At 51.2% G+C, this 24,464-nt stretch carries 16 protein-coding genes; 13 read left to right on the forward strand and 3 right to left on the reverse strand.

Features of this window, described 5'->3' with window-relative positions; all coding sequences use genetic code 11:
• The first annotated feature begins 400 nt into the window (after positions 1–400).
• Genes hisG through hisB form a run of 4 tightly spaced genes read left to right on the forward strand, consistent with a single transcriptional unit; the run spans position 401 to position 4,731 of the window.
• Positions 401–1,267, forward strand: a complete 867-nt coding sequence (hisG, locus tag FW767_RS06185; RefSeq protein WP_121698512.1) for an ATP phosphoribosyltransferase — start codon at positions 401–403, stop codon at positions 1,265–1,267.
• A 2-nt stretch (positions 1,268–1,269) separates the two neighbouring features.
• On the forward strand, positions 1,270–2,559 hold the full coding sequence (gene hisD, locus FW767_RS06190; protein WP_121698511.1) for a histidinol dehydrogenase: 1,290 nt from the start codon (positions 1,270–1,272) through the stop codon (positions 2,557–2,559).
• Between the two features lie 5 nt (positions 2,560–2,564).
• Positions 2,565–3,602 (forward strand): histidinol-phosphate transaminase, encoded by a 1,038-nt coding sequence (gene hisC, locus FW767_RS06195; protein WP_205523842.1) that lies wholly within the window; start codon positions 2,565–2,567, stop codon positions 3,600–3,602.
• Complete coding sequence (hisB, locus tag FW767_RS06200; RefSeq protein ID WP_121698510.1) at positions 3,592–4,731, forward strand: bifunctional histidinol-phosphatase/imidazoleglycerol-phosphate dehydratase HisB; 1,140 nt, start codon at positions 3,592–3,594, stop codon at positions 4,729–4,731. Before hisC ends, hisB begins: the two co-directional genes overlap by 11 nt.
• Here the strand turns inward: hisB and FW767_RS06205 are convergent.
• The 3 genes from FW767_RS06205 to FW767_RS06215 are packed head-to-tail and all read right to left on the reverse strand — an operon-like array spanning position 4,726 to position 8,096.
• Positions 4,726–5,928 carry an ABC transporter permease gene (locus FW767_RS06205; RefSeq protein WP_147438716.1) on the reverse strand — a complete coding sequence of 401 codons (1,203 nt, stop codon included), beginning with the start codon at positions 5,926–5,928 and terminating at the stop codon, positions 4,726–4,728. The two genes, hisB and FW767_RS06205, sit on opposite strands and share 6 nt — an antisense overlap.
• Positions 5,929–5,964: 36 nt before the next feature.
• The gene (locus FW767_RS06210) at positions 5,965–6,609 is read right to left on the reverse strand and encodes an ATP-binding cassette domain-containing protein (protein WP_369863232.1); all 645 of its coding nucleotides are present in this window, start codon (positions 6,607–6,609) and stop codon (positions 5,965–5,967) included.
• Between the two features lie 5 nt (positions 6,610–6,614).
• Positions 6,615–8,096 carry a hypothetical protein gene (locus FW767_RS06215; protein WP_147438715.1) on the reverse strand — a complete coding sequence of 494 codons (1,482 nt, stop codon included), beginning with the start codon at positions 8,094–8,096 and terminating at the stop codon, positions 6,615–6,617.
• A 691-nt stretch (positions 8,097–8,787) separates the two neighbouring features.
• On the opposite strand from FW767_RS06215, the gene FW767_RS06220 reads away from it, so the two are divergent.
• The 9 genes from FW767_RS06220 to FW767_RS06260 all read left to right on the forward strand — a co-directional run bounded on the left by FW767_RS06220 (position 8,788) and on the right by FW767_RS06260 (position 24,448).
• Positions 8,788–9,375 carry a DUF3575 domain-containing protein gene (locus FW767_RS06220; protein ID WP_121698506.1) on the forward strand — a complete coding sequence of 196 codons (588 nt, stop codon included), beginning with the start codon at positions 8,788–8,790 and terminating at the stop codon, positions 9,373–9,375.
• Between the two features lie 21 nt (positions 9,376–9,396).
• On the forward strand, positions 9,397–10,818 hold the full coding sequence (locus FW767_RS06225; protein ID WP_121698505.1) for a DUF3868 domain-containing protein: 1,422 nt from the start codon (positions 9,397–9,399) through the stop codon (positions 10,816–10,818).
• 71 nt (positions 10,819–10,889) lie between these two features.
• A complete protein-coding gene (locus tag FW767_RS06230; RefSeq protein ID WP_121698504.1) occupies positions 10,890–12,623 on the forward strand; it encodes an Mfa1 family fimbria major subunit in 1,734 nt (577 codons plus the stop codon).
• A gap of 150 nt (positions 12,624–12,773) precedes the next feature.
• The gene (locus FW767_RS06235; protein WP_121698503.1) at positions 12,774–13,808 is read left to right on the forward strand and encodes a FimB/Mfa2 family fimbrial subunit; all 1,035 of its coding nucleotides are present in this window, start codon (positions 12,774–12,776) and stop codon (positions 13,806–13,808) included.
• Between the two features lie 41 nt (positions 13,809–13,849).
• Positions 13,850–14,917 carry a hypothetical protein gene (locus FW767_RS06240; RefSeq protein WP_121698502.1) on the forward strand — a complete coding sequence of 356 codons (1,068 nt, stop codon included), beginning with the start codon at positions 13,850–13,852 and terminating at the stop codon, positions 14,915–14,917.
• Positions 14,907–16,109 carry a fimbrillin family protein gene (locus FW767_RS06245; protein ID WP_121698501.1) on the forward strand — a complete coding sequence of 401 codons (1,203 nt, stop codon included), beginning with the start codon at positions 14,907–14,909 and terminating at the stop codon, positions 16,107–16,109. The genes FW767_RS06240 and FW767_RS06245 overlap by 11 nt, the downstream gene beginning before the upstream one ends.
• A 12-nt stretch (positions 16,110–16,121) precedes the next feature.
• Positions 16,122–18,905, forward strand: a complete 2,784-nt coding sequence (locus FW767_RS06250; RefSeq protein ID WP_121698500.1) for a fimbrillin family protein — start codon at positions 16,122–16,124, stop codon at positions 18,903–18,905.
• Positions 18,906–19,759: 854 nt separating this feature from the next.
• The gene (locus tag FW767_RS06255; RefSeq protein ID WP_205523839.1) at positions 19,760–22,732 is read left to right on the forward strand and encodes a tetratricopeptide repeat protein; all 2,973 of its coding nucleotides are present in this window, start codon (positions 19,760–19,762) and stop codon (positions 22,730–22,732) included.
• A 24-nt stretch (positions 22,733–22,756) separates the two neighbouring features.
• Entirely contained in the window at positions 22,757–24,448 is a 1,692-nt protein-coding gene (locus FW767_RS06260; protein ID WP_147438714.1) for a TonB-dependent receptor, read from the forward strand.
• Positions 24,449–24,464: the final 16 nt, after the last annotated feature.

Here is a 24,464-nt window from a genome sequence, read left to right on the forward strand (position 1 = left end):
TTTTCTACCGATTCACTCTTGGGGGCGGACTCGGCCGCCCCCGCCGCTTGGGCATCCCCCTCCGAGAGGAGTGAGGTTGGTCTGCTTATCTAAGCAAAGTTTTTGCACTTCGATTTTGAATCTTCGTACTTATAAAAAACGCGGGTAGCGAGAGTATATTTATTGAAATTTGTTAGGATTATAGGATTTTTAATGTTACTTTTGCAACCAAATACAACAATAGAATGACAATATGATGACATCGCGTCTAAATCAGCATCACCACCATCACTTTCTCCAACACTGAGGAAGCGAAGGCTTGCGGCATTTATACAGCGATGTCTGACCCGATAAGAAGCCGGCTTCCTTGATTGGAAACCGGCTTAATTTATTTTTGCAATCAAAAACAAACAACTACCATATGGAAACAAAACTCAGAATTGCAGTTCAGTCCAAAGGTCGACTTTATGACGAGACGATGGAACTACTTGGAGAATCAGGCATCAGACTCACGGCAGTAAAACGCACGCTTCTTGTGCCGGCACGCAATTTTCCGGTAGAACTTCTGTTTCTCCGCGATGACGACATACCTGAATCCGTAGCCAACGGCACAGCCGACATAGGCATAGTGGGCCTGAATGAAGTACTTGAAAAGGATAAGGAAGTGGAGATTGTAAAACGTCTCGGCTTCAGCCGCTGCCATATATCGCTCGCCATACCCCAGCATATCGAGTACAGCGGACTGTCATGGTTCAACGGACGCAAGATAGCAACCTCCTATCCCGGCATACTCGACAAATTTCTGCGGGACAATAACATAAAGGCCGATATCCATGTCATAACAGGCTCGGTTGAGATAGCTCCGGGCATAGGTCTTGCCGATGCCATATTTGACATTGTATCGTCAGGATCCACACTTGTGAGCAATAATCTTGTCGAAGTTGAGAATGTGCTTGACTCTGAAGCCGTATTGATAAAAGCGGCGGGAAACACGCTTACAGCGACCAAGCAGGACACACTTGACGAGCTTCTATTCCGCTTCAACGCGGTAAAGGCCGCCGACGGAAAAAAATACATACTTATGAATGTGCCCAAAAACAAACTTGACGAAGTACTGTCGATACTGCCCGGCATAAAGAGTCCGACGGTACTGCCCCTCGCCAACGCCGACTGGTGCTCGGTACACTCCGTACTTGAAGAAAAGCGACTTTGGGAGATTGTAGGACGCCTCAAAGCCGCCGGCGCCGAAGGTATACTTGCTCTCGACATAGAAAAGATGATACTGTAGTCATGGAAACTATAAAATATCCCGCAAAAGACTCATGGGACTCTCTGTGCCGGCGTGCTCTCGCCGATAAAGCGGCCGAGGTGACAGCTACGGTAACCGACATAATCGCCGAGGTGGAAAAGCGCGGCGACCAAGCCCTTATCGATTATGAAAAACGATTCACAGGCGCCTCACTTTCTGCACTTGAAGTGACCGCCGAAGAACTTGACCACGCCGAAACCGCCATAAGCGACGAGCTCAAAACCGCCATAAATCAGGCGGCCGAAAACATTGAGGCATTTCACAAAGCCCAGATGATGGCGCCCGTTGAGGTCGAGACATCTCCGGGAGTAAGATGCCTGCAGCGTGCCGTGCCTATAGAACGTGTCGGTCTTTACATACCCGGAGGCAACTCGCCGCTGTTCTCCACAGTGCTCATGCTCGCTATCCCGGCACGTATAGCCGGATGCCGGGAAATAATCCTGTGCACACCTCCCGGCAAAGACGGATCGGTACATCCGGCAATCCTTTATGCCGCCCGACTGGCCGGAGTAAAACATATATTCAAGACAGGCGGCGCCCAAGCCATAGCAGCAATGTCGGTAGGAACCGGAAGTGTGCCGAAAGTCGACAAAATATTCGGCCCCGGCAACCGCTTTGTCATGGAGGCAAAGCAGCAGGTAAGCCGCAGTAATGTAGCCATAGACATGCCCGCCGGCCCTTCGGAAGTGCTCGTTATAGCCGACGACACGGCCGATGCCGAATTTGTGGCGGCCGACTTTCTGTCGCAGGCCGAGCATGGTCCCGACAGCCAGTCGCTACTTCTTACCGACTCCGCCCGACTGGCCGACATACTGCCGGAGGTAATAGACAGGCTCATGTCGACACTGCCGCGTCAGGACATGATGAACCGGTCGCTCACACATAGCCGCGTGATACTGCTCCATGACACTGACGAGATTATGGCGTTCAGCAATATGTACTCGCCCGAACACCTGATCATCAACCACCGACAAGCCGACGCACTGGCTGAAAAAGTCATCAACGCCGGGTCGGTGTTCATAGGTCCATGGTCGCCGGAAAGTGCGGGAGACTATGCCTCGGGCACAAACCACACTCTGCCTACGTCGGGATATGCACGCGCCTACAGCGGTGTGAACATCGACAGTTTCATGAAAAAGATAACATTTCAGCGACTTACACCACAAGGCATAGCCTCTATAGGACGCACAGTGGAGATAATGGCCGAAAACGAAGACCTCATGGCACATAAACTCGCCATGACCCTGCGGTTAAACGCAATTAAAAAATGACACCGATTATGAATCTGCAAGAACTCGTAAGACCCAACATACTTAATCTCGCCCCTTACACCTGTGCACGAAACGAGTACAGCGGCGAGGCCAGAGCATGGCTCGACGCCAACGAAAACAGCCGCATCGAAGGACTGAACCGATATCCCGATCCTCTGCAGCTCGAAGTCAAACGACGCATAGGCACACTGCGCAGAGTAAGTCCCGACAACATTTTTCTCGGCGTAGGCAGTGACGAATGTATCGATATATGCTACAGAGTGTTCTGCCGCCCCGGCACAGACAATGTAGTAGCCATTGACCCCACTTACGGCATGTATAAAGTATGTGCTGACATAAACGACATAGAGTACCGTACCGTACCTCTCAACACCGACTACACCCTCGATGTCGAACGTCTGCTCGCCGCCACCGATGCCAAGACCAAAGTCCTATGGATATGCTCGCCCAACAATCCGACCGGCAACGCCTTTCCACGCGCACAGCTGCATGACATAGCGCACCGCTTCCACGGCATAACCGTCATTGACGAAGCTTATGTGGATTTTTCGCCGGAAGGCTCCATGCTGCCGCTTCTTGACGAGCTGCCGCGCATGATCGTCATGCAGACATTCTCCAAGTCATGGGCTTCGGCCGCCATGCGCCTCGGCATAGCATATGCCTCACCCGAGATAATCAATATATTCAATAAAGTCAAGTATCCCTACAACATAAATATACTGACACAGCACGAGGCTCTTCGTGTACTTGCCGGCATCGACCGGATAAAAGACGTAGTCAACGAACTTATAGCGGCACGCGACATGCTTGCAAACCGACTCGCGTCGCTGGCATGTGTGGTAAAAGTACACCGGTCCGACGCAAACTTCCTGCTCGTCGAGTTTACCGACGCTGATGCCATGTACCGGCGGCTGAAAGATGACGGCGTGATAGTACGAAACCGCTCGCGCGTCAATCTGTGCGGCAACTGTCTGCGCATAACCATAGGATCTGATGACGAAAATGAATTGTTAATAGAAAAAATATCACGGCATGGAGCATAAATCACGAGTATTGTTTATAGACCGCGACGGCACTCTCATATCAGAGCCGCCAATCGACTATCAGGTAGATTCTCTCGAGAAACTCGAACTCATGCCCGGTGCTCTGAGAGCCATGCACTTCATAGCATCACGACTCCCTTATAAACTTGTCATGGTAACGAATCAGGACGGTCTGGGCACCGACAGTTTTCCTGAGCACACCTTTTGGCCCGCACACAACAAGATGCTGAAAACATTTGGCAACGAGGGCGTGAAATGGGATGACATAATCATCGACCGCACATTTCCTGAAGAAAACTCGCCCACACGCAAGCCGGGCACGGCACTTTTAGGAAAATACACGGCGGGTGACCATGACCTTGCAGGCAGTTATGTGATCGGCGACCGTATTACCGACGCCATACTTGCCCGCAACCTTGGCGCAAAAGCCATACTGCTCCGCGAGCCGACCGCCGGACTGCTTGACGAGATAAAAGCCGCCGGACTTGATGATACGGTAGATGCCGTAACCCCGTCATGGGACAAGATTGTAACCATACTTCAGGGATGCACACGCAAAGCCACCGTAAAACGCCACACAGCCGAGACCCGGATAGACATAGCCGTCAATCTCGACGGAAGCGGACAAAGTGACATCAGCACCGGACTCGGATTTTTTGACCACATGCTCGATCAGATAGCACGTCACTCGGGCATAGACCTGTCGATTAAAACCTCGGGGGACCTTAATGTAGACGAGCACCATACAATAGAGGATACCGGCATAGCTTTAGGACAGGCCTTACGCGAAGCTCTCGGCGACAAGCGCGGCATAGAGCGCTACGGCTTCGTGCTGCCGATGGATGACTGTCTGTGTACAGCGGCTCTCGACTTCGGAGGACGTCCGTGGCTCGTATGGGATGCGGAGTTTCACCGCGAACGCATCGGCGACATGCCTACGGAGATGTTTTTACACTTTTTCAAGTCATTGAGCGACAACGCCATGATAAATCTATTCATACGGGCCGAGGGCACAAACGAGCACCACAAGATAGAGGGCATATTCAAGGCTTTCGCACGTGCTCTGCGGCAGGCAGTCAAGCGCGATCCGCTCCACTTCACCCTGCCGAGCACCAAGGGCATGTTATGACCGGAAATAAGCCGACATTTTCCGCCTTATGGCGGCGATATTGATCACAGTCACTACAGACACAGCCGCCACACCCACGATGACCGACACCCACGGCGACACGGGCGCCACTCCGATAGCATCGAGCGGTCCGCGCCACATGGCTCTTACACAGAACATGGTAACCAATGACGCCACAAGCACCACGGCATTTACCGCCATGACTATGACCGAATAATAACGCGACACCATGACGGGAGAGTAACCCAGCTGCATGAGGTCGTGCAGTTTCGCCCTGTTCTTCTGCAACAACAGGTATATGCTCAGCATAAGTATGAAAAAGGCGAGCAGACTTATGACCGCTCCCACACCGATGACCACTGCCGTGACGACGGCGAGAAAATAAGCGGCCTTACCGCGGTCGGCACCATCATCGGCGCTTTCATAACCGTTAGCGTCAAGATACTCCTTTATCGCCGGATCGCCGGGTCTGCTCACCTCGACGATGAGCCTAGACGGAGCAGGCTGCGCTGTATCGCCGTACAATCCGTTGGCCCAGCGCATAAACTCTTCAGGCACCGCAATTGTATTAAGACGCGACGAAAAACCGACAATGCGAGCCGGAAGCCACTGCTGGTGCCCGTTACCGCTTATCGACACCCGAAGCGGCACCAGCCCCATCATGGCCTCGCTAAGGCGCGGAAGTCCGCGTGAGGAAGCAAATCCGAAATTGTAAAGCGACAGATAGTCTTTATTTAATATTATAGGTATCTCCGGATGTTCCGGATCAAATGTCCAGTCCTGCGAAGGCACATCAAGAAACTCGTCGGGTATGGCTTCAAAAAACAGCGCGGTCGACATGCTGCCGGCACCCATATCTATCGCTGCCGATACGTTGAAAGTGGCCGGTGTGAACTCTCCCACCCGACGCACCCACGGCCGGCTCTCCATGTCGGCCACCTCATCGGAAGAAAATCCACGTGACGCACCGCTGCCTACGAGTCCGCCAAGGCCCGTGACCTTATGTGACACCACAAGATAGTCACGCGACATAAAACTGTCGTCGCGCCCCATAACCGTATTAATGTCACGATAAAACTGCAGCGCGGTAATCACTATGGCGAGTCCGGCAAAATTAGCCAGAGCATAGCCGGCAAGCTGCCCTATGCTTATGTTGCGGCGGAGAAGTCTCCATATGACATTTCCCATCATAATCATCAATCAGCGTCTGAATTATGCATTACATACCGACCGCTACAGCCTCAATGTGCGGTCAAAGTCAAGATTTATATTGTATCCTACCGAGGTAGCTATTATGCCGGCGCCCTGCACTGCCGCCTCGCCTGCTATCACGTCAGCCACGATAGAGTTGTTGCGCATGTCGAGATGACTTACCGGCTCGTCAAGGAGCAAAAAGTCAAACGGCTGACACAATGCCCTCACCACGGCCACCCTCTGCTGCTGACCTATGGAAAGCCGACGTACCGGTTCATCGGCTTTGTCAGCAATCTCCATACGCTCAAGCATCGACAAGATGTCCTTGCGTGTCTTCCACGAGGTAAGGCGATTTTTTATATCGATGTTTTCCATCACCGTAAGTTCCGGAAACAGCCGCATCTCCTGCGGCAGAAGCGACACATTGTGCACACGCATGTCACACAACCGCCCGACAGTAAACCGCCGCATGTCCTCGCCGTCGACCGTTATGCTCCCGAGGTAATCATGACGCGAGCCGTAAATAAAGCTGCACAGCGATGATTTGCCGACTCCCGACTCCGCCTCGACAAGGCATGTCTCTCCCCGACGAAACACCACTTCCTTAAGCCACACCTGCGACTCACGGCCTGATATCCCGGCAAAAACCGACGGCAGCACACCGTGTAATACTATATCCCCGATATGCTTCATCTTATGGTATCTACAGGAGTAAAGCCCATATCATCGGACACCGAGGACGGGTCGGGACTATTGTCAGGCGACATAATCAATGCCAACTGCTCCATTATAGGGGCAGCCTGACCGTTAAACATGAACTTGGCTTCAAAGTCTTTATTTAGTTCGGCCGTAAGATTGAATCCGTATCCTCCATACACGGCTTCGCCAAGTGAGTCGGGGATATTGGCCCACAATGCGAATCCGTTGCCTTTCATAGCCTTGCGTGCCGCGTCATTGCCGAGTTGCTGCAACGGACGATTAGTCAGCACGATGCAGTTGCCGTCGACGGTTTTAAGTATGACAGGAGCCATGCCGGGCACCTGTATCACATACTCTTCGCCGCGCTTCACCATAGGAGCACCGAGCATCGACAGCATATCACCGAAGTCGCGCATTGTTTTTGCCACCTCGCTCTTTTTCATCTGCACGGCCACGATAAAATTTATGTCGTTGCTGAAATCGGCTTTTGTCAAACGCTGGTCAAGAGTAGGTCCGGCGGCTATCATCAGCGTGCCGTCGATACGCTTCAGGTAAGGCACGACCATGCCTATCATCGCCCTCTGCCTGTAGTCAAGCGGCTGTACCGCCTGCACATACTGCATAAGTCCGTCCCAGTCGGTGTCGGGGCGCAGGCCCACCGCCATCACAAACACGTCGGAGGGCATCGTATAGTCCATCAGATCAAGGTCGACAGGCTCCAGATACTTGTCCATTGCCGGTTCCTTGCCATTTATATCGATATATTTGCCTTCAATATCAAGCGCACGTCCGTTATCGTCGACTTCAACCGACGCACATGTCCATCCTTTGTCACCGGCCAGATCAGTTGCTACCGCCACCCGTATTATATCGTCATTCTCATCAAGATAACGCCCTACACCTTTAAGCGACAAAACCGATGTGTTGGCGGCCCGCTGCAACTGCTCGTCAAGAAGCCCTGCATTGTCTTGCGGATTTCCGGCCATAATCCAGCCCTGACGGTTTCTGATGAAAAGAGTAGCGCCGTCAAGAGCGTAAGTATCGTAACCCTTCACTGCGTCTGCCGACGAGCACCCGAGCTGATCCAAAAGCTTCTTCTCGTCGGCTATCGTGAAGGTATACACATAATTGCCGCGCTTCATCATATCGACGACAGAAGTCCCGGATACTCCGACAGCGTATCCGGCAATGAAGCCGCGGTCCACGGCATCGGACGTAACAAGAGTTTTCAACTGCACCTTCGTCGTCTCCGAAGCATGCGACAGAAACATATCAAGAGTTTCGTCGGCAGTGAGCCGGCCGCCGTAACCGAGGCCGTTCAACGACTTCATAAGCTCACGGGTGTTGATTGTCACCACACCCGAAGCATCGGCAGGCACCGTATCGAGCAAATTGTCGTTTCCGCCACACGACGACACAATCCCCATCGTCAGGCCGCATACCATTACGGCAACCAAATTCCTTATACTCATATCTTAATCGATTAATTATTATCTAATATATAACAATTTCATTGACGCAAAGATAAAAATTTTCCCGTAAATTAATCAGTCATACGGTCACAATCAGGTCGGCGGAATAAATTTCATATACAATAAAGATGAAAACAGCAAAAATACCGGCAAGCCATGACCATGCCGGCAATGGCATCGGTATTTACGGCAAGTCTAAAAACATGTCTGCTTTATGACAACAGATTTTTCCGTTACGCGGAAAAAAACTGCACAAAACAAGAATTATTGCCATTTACACATATTAACTGTTTTAACATTTGAAATGTTAAAAACAAAGTGTTCATCAAACACTAAACTCCGTAAAATTCTGACATATAAGAAATTGCCCCCCCCTCCATTAACACTTGTTAATTAACATATTATTTGCTAATTTTTGTTGATTCTGTCAAATAATATTTATAATTTCGCAACGAATAATCATCGCAAAACGCTTGTGGTATTTACCGTTAGACTTTGAGACTCCGCATTTTTTGTACAGAGATTCAAAAGGGAGAATATACTAAATGAGGTGTGCCGAGGAATAACGGTATTCCCACAAGCCCTAATCCATCCGTAAAACATCAGGTTGCGCGCAATACCCGCCAACCCGTATGAACATATATGAACATAAGTAATTATAGTATTATAACGTAGTATTCTACTAATAACGATGAAAACAAAATTTACTATTGCCGTGATACTTCTGATACTGTTAATGCCGTTCAGAAGCGACGCGCAAGATGTGGCCCTGAAGACCAATCTTCTTTATGACGCCACACTCACCGTCAACATAGGCGGAGAGATTGCCGTAGCACCACGATGGTCAATCGACCTGTCGGGCAACTTCAACGGATGGACATTAGACGATGCGCGCCGCTGGAAGCACTGGCTTGTGCAGCCCGAATTGCGTTATTGGCTATGTTCTGCAATGGGAGGCCACTTTTTCGGAATACATGCTCTCGGCGGGCAATACAATGTAGGCCACATCCACAACTCCGTAAAGTTTCTCGGCACCGACTTCTCGGGCCTTACCGACCAAAGGTACCAAGGTTGGGCTGTAGGCGCGGGCATAGCTTACGGTTACTCATGGATGCTGGGCAAGCACTGGAATGTCGAAGCCGAAATAGGCATAGGCTATGCTTATACGAAGTTTGACGTATATGAATGTGCAGGATGCGGCAAAAAGACACAGACCGACCGTCATCACAACTACTTCGGCCCCACCAAAGCCGCGGTCAACATCATTTATGTGTTTTAACCACTACAATCACTACCGACGATGAAAAAGTTACTTTTACTCGGAACAGCCGCTTTAGCCGCTTTAGTCTGCCAAGCCGCCGACATCGACATACTTGACGGCAGCGCCAATGTCAGCAATCTCAACATAGAGCGCTCCGAAAGCTCATTGATAATAGATATGGCGATTGACGTCACCGACCTCCGTCTAAAAAGCGAACGTGAGGTGACACTCACCCCCGTACTGAAGCACAACGACATGTCGCAAGCGCTGCCCTCCGTCATAATAGCCGGACGCAACCGCTACATACGCAACCGCCGACACGACGTAGACAAGACCGCCGCTCTTTACCGCAGCGGCAAGACTTCGGTAATACCCTACCACGCCATAATACCGTATGAAGACTGGATGATGACAGCCGAGCTGTCGATAGGCGAGGACCTTTGCGGTTGTGCAGGTACAAAACTCATGACAAGCGCCGACATGCTCACCACTCTCGACTACACTCCCAAAGTGTTTGAGCCCGAATATGTCTACATCACTCCCGTGGCCGAGGCAGTCAAGATACGTGAAATACACGGCTCGGCCTATATAGACTTCCCTGTCAGCAAAACACAGATATTTCCCGACTATCGACGCAATCCTGAAGAATTAGCCAAAATACGCGCCACTATCGACGTAGTCAAAAATGACCCCGACACCCGTATCGTCGAACTGAACATAAAGGGATACGCCTCGCCGGAGGGACCATACGAGCTAAACGAGCAACTCGCCAAAGGCCGTACGGAGACACTTGCCCGCTACGTACAAAATCTGTATACACTGCCCTCCGACCTCATGAAGACGTCATGGGATGCCGAGGACTGGGCCGGGCTTATAAAATATGTACGCGGCAGTTCTATCGAAAATAAAGATGCCATACTCGCTGTGATCACAAACGAAACTCTCGCTCCCGACGCACGCGAGTGGAAACTAAAATCGACATATCCCGACCAATACCGCTTCCTGCTCTCGCAGGTGTACCCGTCACTGCGCCACTCCGACTACTCGGTGCGATACACGGTGCGAACCTATACAGAAGTATCGGAAATAATAGAGGTAATGCACACCGCACCGCAGAAACTCAGCCTGAGCGAACTCTTCCTCGTGGCACAGTCACTCCAACCGGGCACCCCCGAGTACAACGAAGTCTTCGACATAGCCGTGCTGATGTTTCCGACCGACGAAACAGCCAACCTCAATGCAGCCGTCAACGCCCTTAGACATGGCGACCTCGACAAAGCCGAGGCATATCTGCTTAAAGCCGGCAAGTCGCCCCAAGCCGACTATATACGGGGCATCATAGCCGCCAAGCGCGATGACTACCGTACGGCGTCCACACTGCTGGATGCTGCAGCCGGCTCAGGACTGCCACAGGCCGCCAAAGCCCTTGAAAGTCTGCGCGACATGAAACTCATACCATAAACCATATTGCACTACAGAGCATCAAAGAACATAAGTATTTTCAAAACACAATCTCAAAATTGCATTTCACAATGAAAAAGACTAAGTATTTCTTCGGAGCCATTGCCGTCCTCATGATGGCAAGCTGCTCATCAAACGACGAGCCTAAGCCGGAGACGCCCGACGTCAACGGCACAGACAACTACGTGACGGTCAACATACTCGCATCAGGAGCAGAAAACGGACGTGCGGCCTCGGACTTCACCGACGGCGACGATGCCGAGAGCAAAGTCATCAACGCACTGTTCATGTTTTTCGATGATACCGACCAACTGGTCGACTACTCGACCCCGGCCATAGAGTGGAAAGAAAACAGCTCGAATCCTGAAAACCCGGCCGTGACCAAAGTAGGCTCGGTTGAAATCAATCTCAAAGAAGGACTCATTTATAAGAAAGTGGTAGTGGCGCTCAATCCGTCGGCCGAAGGCATAGCCCAGCTCTACGGCGACGTGAGGACAATGGCTGACCTAAATAAATTCTACAAAGACTACGCCTCTCTTGCAAATGCCAAAAACAACGCGCAGCGCTTCGTTATGTCGACCTCGTCATACTACGCCGACGCTGCACGCAATCAACTCGTCAACGCTACTCCCATCACAAACGAAAACATCTACAAGGCCTCTGAAAAGGTTGACGGCAACCCGCCCGCCACAGCAAAAACGGTAGACATGTACGTAGAACGCACTGTAGCCAAAATCGAACTTACAAACTCTGTAAACACAGACAACTTCGAACTTAACGCCAATGACGAGACCGACAAGACAAAACTCATACTCACCGGCACCGACGGCCAGCCCAAGACCCCGATCGTAATCAAGCCCGTACTGCTCGCAATGGCTGTAAACGTAGACTGTAAAAACGCGTATCTCGTTAAAAAGATAGACAATCTCGACAACTTCGGTTACGGCAACGGCGAAGGAGGATGGAAAAACTTTGAATGGAACGACCCCGAAAACCACCGCTCATATTGGGCCAACACCATCATAGAAGGCGCTACCAAAAAGCAGCAGAATTATCTAACGTGGGCCCAATTGACAGCCGATAAGTACAAGATACATGACAATCGCCCCGTGGTGCAGTACATCAATCCCAACACCTACGACTATGCCATACGTGATGATGCAGGCACACAAAGCACCAAGGTCATGATTATGGCCCGTCTTTGCGAAGACGGAGATCCCGACAAGCCTCTCGACCTGATAAAATGCGGCGATGTCTATTATACCAAGGATGACTTCCTCACACTTGCTGCTGACAAAGTGAATGCCGCAATCAAAAATATAGAAGGCAGCCCCCGATTCACGGCCGCCGACATGAAGCTGAAACAATCGGGAGACGTCAATCCACAGACCGGCGCACACGACATGGCTTACGCGGTGAAGGTGATGCTAAAGCAGGATGTGCCTGACAAGACCGTGGCATCGGCGATAGAATCGTGTCTCAAGAGTAACTTCAACGACTTTGCTCCACGTTTCTGGAACAAAGGCAAGACATATTACTTCACAAGCATACGCCATCAGGGCTTCACAGGCTTGTCAGGCACAGGCGAAGAGTATCTGTACGGAGTAGTGCGCAACCACCACTACAAAATCAACATCAGCTCCATATCCGGACTCGGCACACCGGTATCGACCGACCCGGACGATCCCGACAACCCCGATGAACCGATCGACCCCGACCGTCCGAAAGGCGACCCGACTTACATGAAAGCCAACATAAAGATACTCAAATGGCGCATAGTCAGTCAATCGCTTAAACTCGAATAACGCACATCATACCGCCTTATGCGAGGCGAAAAGTCCGGGGATTCAGTTCTTCCATTCTTGAGTCTCCGGATTTTCACCCGCAAATAAAATATCGTGAGCCTCACTCCGTCAAGGACACATAGAGGCCTCACTCATCATCATCATTTTGCTATGAGAATTTCTTGCATAACCCGCCGGCTGCTCGCAGCAGGAGCATTATTACTTGCATTCGCATCACTTACGTCGTGCGACAACGCCATATATGACGACGAGGGCGACTGTTCAGTCACTTACCGGGTCAGGTTTCGTTACGACCGCAACATGAAATATGCCGATGCCTTCAAAGCCGAAGTCAATGCCGTATCGCTATATATCTTTGACAAGCAGGGCAGTCTCGTCTGGTCAGGCACCGAGAGCGGACCGGCCATAGGCGCCGAAGACTATGCCATGACAGTCGACGTGGCTCCGGGCACCTACGACATGGTGGCTTGGTGCCACGGCATAAAAGAACGCGCATCGGGTTTCACCCTGCGCGGCGGCGACACTCCCGCAAGCAAGAGCGACCTCGAGTGCAGCCTTGTGCGCAAGACCGACTCGGGCAACGCCTACACCGACACCGACCTCCACGGTCTTTACCACGGCGCGAAGCAGGGAGTGGTTCTCGCCGACTCCTACGGCACCCATGAAGTAACCGTCGACCTCACCAAGAACACCAATGTGGTGCGCGTTGTGCTCCAGCACATCGACGGCTCGCCGCTCGACAAAGACCTCTTTGACTTCAGCATCACCTCGGCCAACGGACTCATGGACCATAACAACAGACTTATGGCCGACGAGACTGTCACTTACAAGGCATGGGCCAAGACCTCTGGCACGGCACAGATGCCCGATAGCGAAGGCAGGGCCATAACTTCGGTGAGCGCACTGCTCGCCGAGATGACCACGGCGCGGCTGACGACCGGCACCCCGGCCACACTCACCGTGACCCGCCGCGGCGCAGGACGCCCCATAATACAGATACCGCTGACCGACTTCGTGCTCATGATCAAGGGTGAGTACAACCGCATCATGGACGATCAGGAATACCTTGACCGTCAGGACGAGTACAACTTGACTTTCTTCCTTGACGAAAACAACGACTGGCACATGACTTCAGGCATAATAATAAACTCATGGCGCATAGTACTTCAGGACACCGGCATGTGACACAGTCCATCATATCCGGGACATAAATCAACGGTAAAGCAATGACACGGTTTGCAAAATACATATACATACTGACTGCACCGATAGCCGCGGCGGCAATACTGACGGCATGCTCATCGTCAGACGACGCACCCGACAAGGGCGGCTCATCGCTGTCGGAGATATCGCTGTCGGTAGTCTTTTCGGGCAGCGAAGGCTCACGCGCCGGTGAAAACAAGTGGGAAGTCATAGACAGGCCTCACGACGCTGACGCATTCGAGACACGCATAGCTCCGGCCACAATTAAGGTAGTCGTCTACGAGAGCGACGGCCACGGCGGCTACACCCACTTCGAGACCCTCTCGGGGCCGAGAATACGCGCCCTCACTTACATAGACAGCGATACATACCGCCTCGTGGCGGCGTTTAACAAAAATATCGCCCTTCCGAGCGAAGGCACCGAAATAAAAGTCATGGTCTATGCCAACGACGACGTAGAGCCCGACGACCCAATGGCCCTGCCGGCCGAGCTGAAGGCGATACCGATGTGGGGAGTGACCACAGCACGGCTCATGCCCGGAATGACATATCAGAACATAGGCGACATAAACATGCTGCGTGCATATGCCAAAATAACCCTTGACCTCGATCCGGCTCTTCAGGACAGTTACACCATAACAGCAGCCACAGTCGAGGGAGTGAACTACGCCGGCCATACTCGCCCCAAGCATTACGAAGAGGTGGAACATACGACCGACCTTATCTATGCCCCGGCGACTTCGCCGCTATACTGCTTCAATCCGGTGAGCCCGGCGGTAAGCGGTTCGGGAGTCAATTTTAAAAAGTCGCAAGGCAAGGCGCCGCACTACTACGCCTACGCCCCCGAGACAGCCAACAGCGTCACGGAACCGATAACCCTGACCATCGACATAACGGAAACCGGCAGCGGCACATCGCACACGTTTACAGCGACCGCCGACAATGACGGCTCACCGCTTGCCGACCTCGTGCGCAACCACATCTACGACTACACCATAACATCCATCAACATCAACGCCGACGACGGCCTGCGCTTCAAGGCCACCATCCGCGACATGGAGAAAGGAGGAGAATATAACTATGAATATTAAAAACATGAACCATATAGCCGTCAGCATTGCACTTGCCATAGCGCTTATAGCTCCGTGGCTCGTGTCATGCTCCGACCAGTCGGCCGACACCCCCGACCCCGCCGCCGGCTCACTCTCGCTGCGCTTCGCTGTCGACCCCATCTCCACAGGCTCACGCGTAAGTCACGACGGTTACAAATCCTCATTTGAACCCGGCGATAAAATCGGCTGCATAATCATCGACACAAAAAAGGCAGGCGATGACCAATACATGGCAAACACCTGCTGGAGCTACAACAATGACGGCTTCCTTATACTTGAAAAAGTATTTGACAGCAGCAACGTACAACAAGATGCGGGCAGCAACACCATAATAACACCCGATGCCGACAAAGTCGACGAAGGCAATGAATGGGTTAAACTCATAGATGGAAATGCAGACTACAAATTGCTGTTTTATTATCCATATACAGGGATTGCAGAAATTAAAGAAGAATTACAAACGGCAACAGATCCATCAGACATAAGTTATCCCAACGTCATCAAGGGAGATCTAAATACAGATAACAATTTTGTTTCGCAAAATTATATCATCTTTCCGGTGGGCAAAACTGATGTTTTATGGGGTTCCGGCTTATCGCTGAGATGGAGTTGCTACCCCGCTTTTGTCAATATCGACCAATCCGACAAAGCCAAATTCAATAGAAGCGAGTTCATGTACGAGACATCAACTCCGTCGAACTCGTCAGGAACAGTCAGCCTTAAATTCAAAAAGAAAACAGCAGACATTGAAGTCGACTCCGATATTGAGCTTAGTGACGTATACTTCCAAAACGCCGCCAACGGCCTGATACGAGGACGCGCATTTGACTTCTCGTCCGACACTTTCATCCCGATTGAATATGTCCAACAATGGGAAACCCCAATATTCCGCAGGGAAATCGTTGTCATGATAAAAGACAAATTCATGCCTTATCACGACAACGGTAAATACCGTATAATACTGCCGGCTCAGGACAATTTTGATTGCGACCTCTGCTTCAACATCGGAGAAAACGCATATACCATAGCTCTTGAGCAAAACATAACCGAACTGAAAGAAAATCATCTATACATCATACACATCAATAAAGCCGGAGAGTGCACAATCAAGATCAACGACTGGCAGGATGACGGCAGCGGAGTTATCGTGGATAAGGATGAAACAAATTAAAGTCACCGCACTATGAAGCCAATTAAATTCATTATTATATTGTCAGCCCTGATTATAGCGGGCTGCAAGGATGACATCGATGTCAGTTACGGATATGACTATGACGTGGTTGACGGGGAGTATTTCGTAATTGCAGGCGAGCCCCGGCTACAGTCGCGAGTAGTTTATGACGACAACAAATCCGTGTTTGAGGACGGCGACCGCGTAGGCATGTTTGCGCTCACGGCAGAGAACACACTTATGCCCGCAACGGTAGAAAACGCATGCTATTACGTAGCATCAATAGCAAATGTAAACACAGAAAAACCCAATCGTCAGGTGCTTAAGCCTGTGGACCAAGAGAAAGCCGTGCCTAAAAATGCGGCCAAATATCTTGTATATTATCCCTATATAGACGGATTGACATTAGAACAAGCCAAAAACCTAAGCCACATCGTAAAATCAGATCAATCTTATATCGCAGACTATGAAGAGTCGGATCTGATTTGGGATGTTGCAATACCGGATCAGTCCAAGAACTGTGTCAATATAGCTTTTGACCACGCCATGGCCAATTTTATCGTTAAAATTGAGCGCGAACTGCTCGACCCGGACAAAGGCGTATACCTGTTGAGCTCGGCAACCTCTGCGAAAAGCATCGACCTCACATCATCCGATATCGGGAGCATGCTTTATACACCGGGAAATAAAACCCTCGCCGACGGCATAGCCATGTGTCCGTTCGGCTTTGCCAATAACGGCGAGCTAATATTTCGCGCTGCAGTCCCCGCGTACCAGACCCGGTTCACAAAGGACAATAACATAATAAAGATATATCGAACCGACGGTTCGGAAAAAATCTATAAACTCGCTACCGATATAGAACTGAAACCGGGTTATAATTATACACTTACAATCAGAAAAGGGTCGAATATACTGATCATACCGGAAGCCGGCGATGAAGACTCATGGGTACTCGAAGTGACCGATCCTAACGACGGCGAACTCGTAGGCTACCTATGCCGCGAATATATCTACTGGGCTCCGGCCGAATACGCGACCAACTACCGCAGCGCACCTATAGATGATCCTGATTACGTATTTACAATGTCGGAAGGAAATCTCGGAAACACAGGTCACAGTACCTATATGATTTCCACCAATCCCGCTACAGAAGATCTAATAAAACAGTTGAATGTAGACGGAGCTCCTGAAGTCACAGCCGAAGGAATGACGCAGGCTATAAATTCACAAGCATGGATATTCTATAATCTTAAACCCGGCACAAAAATTCCGGATTTAACAAAAGGGTCTATCCTACGGTTTGTATACGACATAAAAGGCGGTGGTGGCCTTCCCGGATATACTCCTTTTATCCATCCCAAATATGCAAATTTGCCGGAAGCTCGAGACATTGTTATGGCTGTATGGCCGAAACCGCATACATCCGCTTTACAGTCGGCTAATTTCCAAGGTATTTTTAAAGTAAAACACGGACACGAAAGAGTCAATACGATTGCATTAGAAGGCGGTACTACCGGATATGCTTACGACTCACCTGAATGGCTGGAGTTTTATATGCACGGAGGCACAATAACATGGAATCCACATAACAATATTGTCGATCATTTTTTCATGCCGAAAGAAAAAATCACCAACCAGATTGCGCATGATAACGGACACATTGCCATTAAAACAGAAAATGGCGTCAAAACAGCATCCATTTCATATTCAGCCATGACTTCACTGACTGAAGATGAAGACGGGAATAACGTAGGTCAACTTATTGTAAAAAATCTGTATGTAAACGGAGTTGCGTACCCGTTACGAAAAGTTGGCTTCAATCAATTCTGGTCGGCAAAATCGCTACATAATACCGCAGACAACAATGGCCATCAATTGCAGTGCTTCAACACCGATGGTGAAGTAGGCGACGTAAACTATGATCCTTGGAGCGGAGAAGCCAAACCCGCATCAAGTGACAAAATTAAGTTCAGAGCCAACCAAAAATTACCGGCGGGATATATATATCCTACCGCTAAGGGAGGAGATACATTTGAAGGTTATACTTACGATGAGGATTTTAATCCATATGCAAATGAGGCAGATAGAGCAGAAATCGCAGTACTCTATAACCTGACAGCATTTACCGAAGGAAAACTTAAGCCCAAAAATACGATTGAAGAATCATTTAGATTTCCGACATGGAAAGACATGATTCACCTAAGAAGATATGGAGGAGTATTATTTGCAGCAAAATGGATAACTGACCATATACGGACCAAAAACGCAGATGAAAGCTACCTTGAAAGTACGACAGAAGCACTTAGAGAAGGTATGCTGTTAGGCAACAGTGCTTTCTGCGCCAACATATCGGGTCTTGACTTCAGAGCTTTTGGAATGAAATGGCCGGAATACAATAATAACGGAAAAGTATCGGACTTTGGCGTCAGAAATTACTTTTTTATAGACGCAGTAAACGATAATCCATTTTATACAGGCACAGGAGACCAATGGGACTTAGAGGCTGATGTAATGAACTGGGTGGAAATATTTCGATTCAGTCCGTGGGACTGCTGGGGCTCCAATCGAATCTCAAACTACAGGCACTTCGGACATTCAATAAATGAGGCACAAAAAAATCGGCCCATAGCCCATAGCCGTATATTCGCACCTGTACGCGTAATCATGAGCTTCAATGACCCAATAGGCAACGGAGCAAGGGAAGCCGTAGCCGCACACTCACGTGCATCGTTTATGCAAACGCAGCCTACACACGGCGAGTCGCGCAACGTCTATGTACCCTTGGCCGAATGACATCCAGAACCAGACACATCTATCTGACATAAACACGCTGCCGGGAGCGGTACACTTACGGGTGGCCGCTCCCCGTATTTTTTACAAAGTTGAATTATACGAATCCCTTTTTTGAAAAGCTGCAAACCCGGTTTAGGTATAAAATGCAGCAGATTGGTAGGGCGCCAGTAGTACGGCGCCCGCGAATCCGGATGGACATAAGGAATATGGTCGGTTAGCAATGCTCGTTCAACCTGCGAGCCTGTAAAAGGCTCACGCCAAATGGTAGCCGGGCACGAAGTGTCCGGAACGGGAGGTTGTCACCAAACATATCGAGTCTGACAAGACTCGTGCTTATTGCGATTAGGCATGAGTCTTTGCAGACTCATCAATGATGGTACCGCATACCGGAGACTGCGCCGTCCGAAGGCCGGCTTGTCCCCGGCTACCGTCGGGCATGAGCCTTTGCAGTCTCTCGCAGTACCGGCACTTTTAGTTCGTTCGGTAAAAGGATAGGATACAGACCGGTAGGGGCGCCGGTAGTACGGCGCCCGCGAATCGGGATGGCCATACAGGTCGTGTGGTTGTGGATGGCCGTGCGGCATGGCGGTTGTAGAAGGCCATGCGGGGCGCAGCCAGACGCCGTGGTACCGGCGTCCCTACCGACATTGGCAGTTTAACAACCGGTTTTTTCATTGAACACTTATACGGATAGCCGTGCGGCATGGTGGTTGTAGAAGGCCGTGCGGGGCGCAGCCGGACGCCGTAGTACCGGCATCCCTACCGACATTGGCGGTTTAACAACCAGTTTTTTACATTGACCGACAAAAATCTCGCGATTTTTCGCTAATTTTGTGCATAATAATATGCTTAAAATGAAGAGACTTTTCATAGTGCCGGTAGCAGTGGCCGCCACTCTCGCCGGAAATGCTCAGGTCAATGCTCCGTCGCCGCAAGGCTATATCGAACGGGGTACATTGATGTACAGTGACCAAAATTACCAAGGTGCTATTGACCAACTTACTAAAGCACAGAGTTCTACACTTACACCTTCGCAGCGCGAAGAAGCCCGGTGGTTCACCGCCATGAGCCTTCTGCACTCGGGCGACATAACCGAGGCACGACGCATGCTCGAGGACTTCGCGGCCGACTATCCGACGTCGGCACACCGTATCGACGCTGCCATGGCTATCGCAGACTGTGATTTCTATCAGGGCCACTACCTTGAGGCGCTTGACCGCTACGAGTCAGTCGACCCGTCGGCTCTCGACCTTTATGCCGCTGAGGATTACAGCTACCGCACGGCCTACTGCATGATGATGCTTCATGACTATGACAAAGCCATGACGGGTTTCCGCTCGCTTGAAGGTGTAAAACGCTACGCCGATGCTTCAAAATTCTATCAAGGCTATATATATTACGCATCGGGCGACTATGCCGAAGCCAAACGCATGCTCACATCGGTAGACATATCGGCCGCTCCGGGCAACCGCGCCTCCTACTATCTGGCGCAAATAGCCTATATAGAGCGTGACTACAGCCGCGCCCTGTCGCTTGCCCGCACCCACATGGATGACATTGCCGAATACAGACCGGAACTGCAGCGCATAGCCGGAGAGTCGCTCTACAACCTCGGTGAAGAGAGTCAGGCCATCCCCTACCTTCAGCGCTATGTAAGTGAAGTTGCCGACCCGCAGCTGTCTACGCTCTACATACTCGGAGTGAGCCGATACAAAGAGGGCGACACCGAAGGAGCCATCAAAGACCTCACACCCGTGACGGCATGCAACGACGCCATGGGACAGTCGGCTTATCTTTATATAGGCCAGTGCTATCTTCGTCAGGGCAATGTCAACAGCGCTCTTCTCGCTCTTGAGAAGGCTTACCGCATGGACTATGACCGCAACGTACAGGAGACGGCCTTTTATAACTATGCAGTGGCCCGTATGGAGGGCGGTCGCACACCGTTTGGAAGTTCGGTCACCATGTTTGAGGACTTCCTGCGACGCTACCCCGACTCCCGCTATGCCCCCGAGGTACAGGAATATCTCGTCACCGGCTACATGACCGACAACAATTTCGAGAAGGCTCTCGCGTCGATCAACAAGATAAAACGCCCGTCAAAGGCTATACAGGCCGCCAAGCAACGCGTGCTCTACATACTCGGATCGCGCGACCTTGCCGCCGGACGTGTCAATCAGGCCCTCGACCGCTTCAAGGCATCCAAGACCCTTGCCGACAACAACCGCGCTATAGCCAACGAGTGCGACCTCTGGATAGGCGACTGCTACTACCGTCTCGGCGACTATGCACGCGCCTCGTCATCGCTCAACTCATATCTTAAGAATTGCGGCGCCACAGCCGCCAACCGCCCGTTGGCCTACTATGACCTCGGCTACTCACGGTTTGCCGAAAAGCGCTATGCCGATGCCCGCACCGATTTTGAGCGCGTGGTCAAGACTCCCGGCGACCTCGGCGACCAGCTCGTGGCCGACGCCTACAACCGCATCGGCGACTGCTACTATTACTCATCTGACTTCGGCAAGGCGGCTGCAAACTACGACCGGGCCTACGACCTGAATCCATCGGCCGGCGACTATGCACTGTTCCAAAAGGCCATGATGCGCGGACTTACCCGCGACCATAAAGCCAAGCTCCAGCTCATCGACGACATGATGGCCCGCTACCCCGGCTCAGGATTGCTACCCGCCGCGCTTCTCGAAAAAGCGGAGAGCTATGTGGCCCTTAACCGCGATGCCGAAGCGATAGACACCTACGAAACTCTCGTCAAACGCTATCCGTCGACCTCACAGGGCCGCAACGGATATCTGCAGCTTGCCATAACCCTCATCGGTCAAGGCAACAAGTCGCAGGGCATCAACGCCTACAAGACCGTGATAAAGGACTATCCTACCAGCGAGGAAGCGCGAGTGGCCTCTGACGACCTCAAGCGGCTGCTCGCCGACGAAGGACGACTGAACGAATACACCAAATTCATAGCATCCGTGCCCAACGCTCCCAAACTCGAAACCTCAGAGCTTGACGAACTGACGTTCAACGCGGCCGAAAAAGCATATCTCAATGACCACAGCAAGACCGACCGTCTAAAAGACTACGTGGCACAATACTCCGGCGGACGCTTCGAAAGCCAAGCATTAGGCTACCTTACGGAAGCATCGGCTGCCGAAGGCAATGAAGCCGACGCACTCCGTTACGCATCGGCCATCGTAGAACGCTATCCCGACTCTGAAAACGCAGAGGACGCTCTTGCCGTAAAGGGCAACATAGAGTTTAACCGCGGCGAAGGAGAGAAAGCGCTCTCGACATTCCGCTCTCTCGAGAAGCGCGCGTCGGCATCGCGCAACATACATGCCGCCCGCGTAGGCATAATGAGAGTATCACGCGAACTCGGACACTACGATGACGTCATAGCCGAAGCCGACCGCATGCTCGCCTCGACCGTCATACCGGCCGCCGACAAAAATGAGATAATCTATTCGCGCGCCTACGCCATGTCGATGACCGGCAAACCGGCAGAGGCAGTGAAAGCATGGGAGACTCTCGCCAAAGACACCGACGACCTGTATGGAGCAAAGTCGGCATTCTACCTTGCCCAGCACTACTACGACGCTGACCAGCTCAAGAAAGCCCGCACCTCAGTAGAGAAACTGATTGACTCCAATACTCCTCATAACTACTGGCTCGCACGAGGTTATATACTCCTCAGCGACATATGCCGCAAACAAGGCGAGACTTTCGAAGCCAACGAGTATCTCAAAAGTCTTAAAGAGAACTACCCCGGCACTGAAAGCGACATATTCATGATGATTGACGAGCGTCTTAAATAAACCCTTTAACGCATCCACATGACAATGAAACGATTTGTATATATCACCATATTGGGCGCAGCTCTCGCCATGCCGGGAGCCATGACCGCCGACGACCTCAACAAAGAGATTACCGTCGAAAAAGACATTGTGCCGCAGGAGCGCGAAGCATCGCGCCTGAACAGGTTGCCGCAACTTTCTCTGTCACCGGTACAGGCTAAAAAGCTCTCTTGGACTGACCGGGCCATAGCAGCACCCGTCACAAACGATATTTCGGTGCTCGCTCCGGCATCATACGCAGCATCGATAGCACGCAGCCCATACCGCGGCTACATCGACTTGGGCTACTTCCCCGCCATGCAACTCGGCCTGTCGGCCGGCTACCGCTTCATAGACAGCGACGCCACACGACTCGGGGCTTGGCTGCAATACGACGGCAGTCAGTACAAACGTGAGAATGTGCTCGGCAACAAACTCTCATACCGCGACCATAGCGGCGCGCTCGGACTCAGTCTGACCAATGACTTCGAGGATATAGGCACGCTCAAAGCCCGTCTAAGCTATGGAATGTCGACATTCAACTTCCCCACTCTTGAAGACAAAGGACTGTCGCAAAGCACCAACCGCGTGGACTTCGGTCTTGGCTGGCACAGCACTCTCGGAGCATTTTCATACAATATCGGTCTTGATTACGACTACTTCGGGTTCTCTAAAGCGGTCAACGACGAACTGCCCGGGCTGAAAGCGCTCAACGAAAACACAGCGCGATTGTCGCTGGGTGGCCTCTACAGCTTTGATGAGTTCAACAATGTCGGTCTCGACCTCATTGGAGCCGTAAACGGCGTCAATGACTTTGCCGGCATCGGCTCACATACATTCGCTTACATACAGGCGTCACCTTACTATCTCAATCGCGGCAAAAACTACTCGGTGCGTCTCGGCATAGAGTTTGACTACATAAAAGGACTTGAGAACAAGACCCGCATTTACCCCGACGTTCGCCTCGACTGGTCGCCGTCATCAAGTTTCGCTCTCTATGCCCGTTTTTACGGCGGCAACCCGAATCTCAATTCGGCATCGGAACTTTTTGACCAGAACCACTACATCAACCCCTCAATGAGTTTCGGCCCATCGTGGGACAAATACACCGGACGTCTGGGCTTTATCGTAGGCCCGTTTGCCGGAGCCTCGTTTGAAATATGGGGCGGCTATGGAAAAGTATCATCGCTTCCGCTACCGGCACTCGTCGATGAAAACACATCCATCTCTGCCATGGGTTACTACGCCACTTTCAATATGACTTCCGTCAATTACGGCATAGCATTCAATTACACATACCGTGACCTCGCCAAACTGCGGCTGTCATACGAAGGGGCCCCGCAGGACATCGACAAGGGCTATGCACTATGGCTTGACCGGGCACGCAATGTGTTCGACGCCACAGTCACCGTAACCCCCGTAAAAGCACTTGATCTTGAACTTGCATATCGGCTTCGCTCCGGTCGTTCGGTCTATGCGCTTGACCTGTCCGAGGAAAATCCGTTTGATCATATCGCATACACCAAAGTCGGGCTCGGAAACGCCGGTTCACTTGACTTCGGGGCCGCTTACCGTATAACCCCGCAGTTCAGCGTATGGGCACGCGGTGAAAATCTGCTCAACGGCAAGTGGCAGGAAGTATACGGCATACCCAATAAAGGCATAACCGGCCTCATAGGTATCGGCTACAAATTCTAAAATACCTAAATACAAA

This window comes from Heminiphilus faecis (genome assembly GCF_008728965.1).
GTDB classification, from domain to species: domain Bacteria; phylum Bacteroidota; class Bacteroidia; order Bacteroidales; family Muribaculaceae; genus Muribaculum; species Muribaculum faecis.